Annotated in this window: 4 protein-coding genes and 1 pseudogene; 3 read left to right on the top strand and 2 right to left on the bottom strand. The window is 72.3% G+C overall.

Going from position 1 to position 4,465, the window contains the following annotated elements; all coding sequences use genetic code 11:
- Positions 1–808: creatininase family protein (locus IBL25_RS24615; protein WP_187781101.1), on the bottom strand; the 808-nt coding region annotated here is incomplete at its 3' end.
- 94 nt (positions 809–902) lie between these two features.
- Here IBL25_RS24615 and IBL25_RS24610 point away from each other — a divergent pair.
- From IBL25_RS24610 to IBL25_RS24600, 3 genes are all read left to right on the top strand, one after another.
- Positions 903–1,799: a PPK2 family polyphosphate kinase gene (locus IBL25_RS24610; RefSeq protein ID WP_187781100.1), complete on the top strand. Its 897-nt coding sequence runs from the start codon at positions 903–905 to the stop codon at positions 1,797–1,799.
- Positions 1,800–1,910: 111 nt separating this feature from the next.
- Complete coding sequence (locus IBL25_RS24605) at positions 1,911–2,540, top strand: hypothetical protein (protein ID WP_187781099.1); 630 nt, start codon at positions 1,911–1,913, stop codon at positions 2,538–2,540.
- A 129-nt stretch (positions 2,541–2,669) separates the two neighbouring features.
- Complete coding sequence (locus IBL25_RS24600; protein ID WP_187781098.1) at positions 2,670–4,196, top strand: FAD-dependent oxidoreductase; 1,527 nt, start codon at positions 2,670–2,672, stop codon at positions 4,194–4,196.
- On the opposite strand, the pseudogene IBL25_RS24595 reads toward IBL25_RS24600, so the two are convergent.
- Positions 4,157–4,465, bottom strand: a pseudogene (locus tag IBL25_RS24595) (PLP-dependent aminotransferase family protein); the annotation flags it as partial. The gene IBL25_RS24600 and the pseudogene IBL25_RS24595 overlap by 40 nt on opposite strands.

Raw genomic sequence — 4,465 nt, 5'->3', positions numbered from 1 at the left:
GCCCCCAGGCGCGGCCGGGCTCCCAGACCGCATCGGGGGCGCTCCAGAGCCGGGCGTCGCGCATCGCGGCGGCCAGGGCATCGGCCACCACGGCCAGCAGCTTCTCGCCCTTCCCGGCGGTGGCGGCGCGCGGGTCGCCGATCACGCCGGTCAGCGGCGCGCGCTCGGCGAAGGACCAGAAGCGGCTGAAGGGGGCACCCGGCGCGTCGCTGCCGGCGGAGATGGTGTTGGCGATCTCGTCCCGCCGCACCTGGACGGCGTCCAAGTGCAGCCAGAAGCTGGTCTCGGCCTCGCAGGCATGCTGCACGCCGGTCTGGGTATCCAGGATCTCGCCGATCTTGTCCCCCGCCACGTGGAAGACCGTGGTGGCCACCACCGGCATGTTGAACTCGACGCAAAGCTCGCGCGCCGAGACGGCCAGCGGGTCGATATTGCCGCCATGGCTGTTGACCAGCAGCAGCCGCCGGAAACCATCGGCGCGGATGGAGCGGCAGACGCCGCGCAGCACGCCATGGAAGGTGGCGTAGTCCAGCGTGATGGTGCCGCCGAAGGGCAGGTGGTGCTCGGACATGCCCAGCCACATCGGCGGCAGCACGATGGCCGGCGTGCCGGCCTCGGCCGCCTGCGCCGCCGCGCGCAGGGCGCAGGCATGGCCGATCATGCTGTCGGTCCAGACCGGCAGGTGCGGCCCGTGCTGCTCCAGCGAGGCCACCGGCAGCACCACCAGCGCGTCCCGCTCCGCCAGGGCCCGAAGCTCGGGGGCGGTGCGGCGTTCCCAGCGGACGGCATCGGTTCCTGTATCGGGCATGGCGACCTCCTGCGATTCGGTGCGTTACGGAACCATGGCCGGAGCCGGGGCGGAAGGCCCCCCTCCGGCGCCGATGCAGCAGGAGAGAAAGTCCATGCCCCAACACGACCCCGGCCGGCTGATCGAATCCTGCCGGGTGACCAGGGGCAAGGGCTTCCGGCTGGCGGAGCGCCCGACGCGCCTGGATGACCCCGGCATCGACAAGCCGGGCGCCGAGGCGGCGCTGGCCAATGCGGTGGACCGCCTGGACGACCTGCAGCAGCGCCTCTACGCCGAGGACCGGCAGTCGGTGCTGGCGATCTTCCAGGCCATGGATGGCGGCGGCAAGGACAGCACCATCCGCGCCGTCTTCTCCGGCATCAATCCGCAGGGCTGCCAGGTGATGTCCTTCAAGGCTCCGGGGCCGGAGGAACTGTCGCATGACTTCCTGTGGCGCCACATGGCGGCGCTGCCGGCGCGCGGGCGCATCGCCGTGCATAACCGCTCCTGGTACGAGGAGGTGCTGGTGGCGCGGGTGCATCCCGAGGTGCTGGCCCGCCGGAAGCTGCCCAAGGCGCGGGTGACCAAGAACATCTGGAAGGAGCGGCTGGAGGATATCGCCGCCTTCGAGCGCTACCTGGCGCGCCAGGGCGTCATCATCCTCAAGTTCTTCCTGCACCTGAGCAAGGAGGAGCAGCGCCAGCGCTTCCTGGCCCGCATCGACCGGCCGGAGAAGAACTGGAAGTTCGATGCCGGCGACGTGGCCGAGCGCGCCCACTGGGAGGCCTATCAGGAGGCCTATGAGGAAGCCATCGCCGGCACCGCGGCGCCGGAGGCGCCCTGGCTGGTGGTGCCGGCGGACCGGAAGTGGCTGGCGCGGCTGATCGTGGCGGAGGCCCTGGCCGATGCCCTGGCCCGGGCCGACCCCCGCTACCCGGAGACGGACCCGCAGGCCCGCGCGGCGCTGCTGGAGAAGCGGGCGGCGCTGGAAGCGGAGAAGCCGGAGGATTGAGCGCGGCCCCTTGCTTCCATACCATTGATGTGAAACGCTTTATTTTGACTCTTTATCGAAACGGATGGCATGCTTCCCGCCCTGGTGAAAGCCGGGGCAAAGGAGGCTGCCATGCACATCACCCTCAGGCGCTATGCCGGGGCGGCGGCGCGGATGGACAGGATTGCCGCCAGGGTCCAGGCGGGGCTCGTGCCCATCCTGGCCGGTTCGGCGGGCTTCAAGGGCTATTGCGCGGTGAAGGGGGAAAGCGGCGACGGCGTCTCGGTGTCGCTGTTCGAGAACGGGGAGCAGGCGGGCCGGGCCAATGAGCAGGCCCGCGCCTGGGTGCGGTCCGACCTGCGCGACCTCCTGCCGGACCCGCCCGAGACCTTCGCCGGGGATGTCGTCGTCAGCGCGGAAGCCGAGGGGGAAGGCGGCCCCTTCACCGGGCGCGGCGGCCAGCTTTATGTGGTGATCCGCGAATTCGAGGGCATGACCGACCCTGACGGCGCCGTGCGCTTCGCCCGCCAGGATTCGATGCCCCTGACCAGGAATTCCCCGGGCTTCCTGGCCTTCTACTCCGCCTGGGGCGATGCCGGCAGGACCAGGGCCGCGGTGGTCACGCTCTTCGACCGCCGTGAGAATGCCTGGCTGGCGAATGAGCAGGTGCTGGCCGCGATCCGCGCGAAGGGCGGGCGGGCGGTGCCGCCGCCGGTCCGGGTGGTGGCGGGGGAGGCGCCGGTCACCGCCGGGGCGGAATAACCGCATCCAGGGGGCGGCTCTCCCGCCTCCGCGCGGTGCCTGGGTTCCGCTGGCTGCGCCCAAGCGGGGAGGGGGCAGTGGCTTTCACCGGCCCGCCGGATGCGCGCGGCGGAAGATGGGAAGCAGGCCATGACGCGGGACGATGTGCTGGTCGTGGGCGCGGGGCCGACGGGGCTGGTGCTGGCGCTCTGGCTGACGGCGCAGGGCGTGAAGGTCCGCATCATCGACAAGGCGGCCGCGCCCGGCACCACCTCCCGCGCCATGGCGGTGCAGGCCCGCACGCTGGAACTCTACCACCAGCTCGACCTGGCGGAGGCGGTGGCGGAGGCCGGGCGCCGGAACCCGGCGCTCAATCTCTGGGTGCGGGGGCGGCGGAAGGCGCGCCTGTCCTTCGGCTCGGCCGGGGCGGCGCTGACGCCCTATCCGTTTCTGCTGATCTATCCGCAGGACCAGCACGAGCAATTGCTGGCCTCGCGGCTGGAGGCCATGGGCGTGGCGGTGGAGCGGCAGACGGAGCTGCTGGATTTCGAGGACCGGGGCGGGCATGTGGCCGCCCGCCTCCGCGGCCCGGGCGGCGAGGTGCAGGGCCATGAGGCGCGCTTTCTCGCCGGCTGCGACGGCGCGCGCTCCACCACCCGCCATCGGCTCGGGCTGGGCTTCGAGGGCGGCACCTACGACCAGATCTTCTATGTGGCCGATGTGGAGGCCGGCGGCCCGGCGGCCGATGGGGAATTGCACCTTTCCCTGGAGCAGGCGGATTTCGTCGCGCTGCTGGCCTATGGCCGGCCCGGGCAGGGAAGGCTGATCGGCACCGTGCGTGGCGAGCGGGAGGCGGCGGAGACGCTGGGCTTCGCGGATATCGGGCAAAGGGCCATCGAGAGCCTGGGGCTGCGCGTCGAGAGGGTGAACTGGTTCTCCACCTACCGCGTGCACCACCGCGTCACGGACCATTACCGGCGCGGGCAGGTCTTCCTGCTGGGCGATGCCGCCCATATCCACAGCCCGGCGGGCGGCCAGGGCATGAACACCGGCATCGGCGATGCGGTGAACCTGGCCTGGAAGCTGGCGGCGGTGCTGAAGGGGCAGGCGCCGGACAGCCTGCTGGACAGCTACGAGGCCGAGCGCCTGCCCTTCGCCCGCCGGCTGGTGGCCACCACCGACCGCATTTTCTCGCTGGTCAGCGCCGAGGGCGCGCTGGCCGACCTGCTGCGGATCAGGGTGGCGCCGGTGCTGGCGGCCACCGCCTTCGGGGCGGGGCCGGCGCGCGAGGCCATGTTCCGCCTGCTCTCCCAGACCGGCATCCGCTACCGCGAGGGGCCGCTGAGCCGGGGCATGGCCGGGCGGGTGCGGGGCGGGGACCGGCTGCCCTGGGTGGCCTGGGACGGCGGGGACAATTTCGCGCCGCTGCGGCGCATCGGCTGGCAGGTGCATGTCTATGGCACCGCGCGGGACGGGCTGCGGGCCTGGTGTGAGGGCAATGGGCTGCCGCTGCATGTCTTTGCCTGGCACCCCCGGCACGGGAAGGCGGGCTTCGCGCGGGACGCGGCCTATCTGGTGCGGCCGGATACCTATGTCGCCCTGGCGGAGCCCGAGGGGGAGGCAGCCAGCCTAGCGCGCTACTTCAGCGAGCGCGCCATTGTGCCCGCCGGGGCGTGAGTTCTGACCGCCTCGCCAAGCCGCTCCGCCGCCTGCTTCAGCGCCGCCGGGGCATGGCCGGAATAGCCGAGAACAAAGCCATCCGGCCCGCCCGGCGCCATGCGGGTCTCCGACAGCAGCCAGGCTTCCACGCCCGCCGCCGCGCGGATCTCCGCCGCCGCGCCGGGCGGCAGGCCATCCGGCAGGGTGGCGAGGAGATGCAGGCCCTGGTCCGGCACCGTGACGCGCAGCCGGTTGCCGGCGGCCTGCGCCAGGGTGGCGGCCACGAG

Origin of the sequence: Pseudoroseomonas ludipueritiae, assembly GCF_014490445.1 — a bacterium.
In the GTDB taxonomy this organism is placed as follows: domain Bacteria; phylum Pseudomonadota; class Alphaproteobacteria; order Acetobacterales; family Acetobacteraceae; genus Pseudoroseomonas; species Pseudoroseomonas ludipueritiae.
This window is presented reverse-complemented; position numbering and strand designations above follow the sequence as displayed.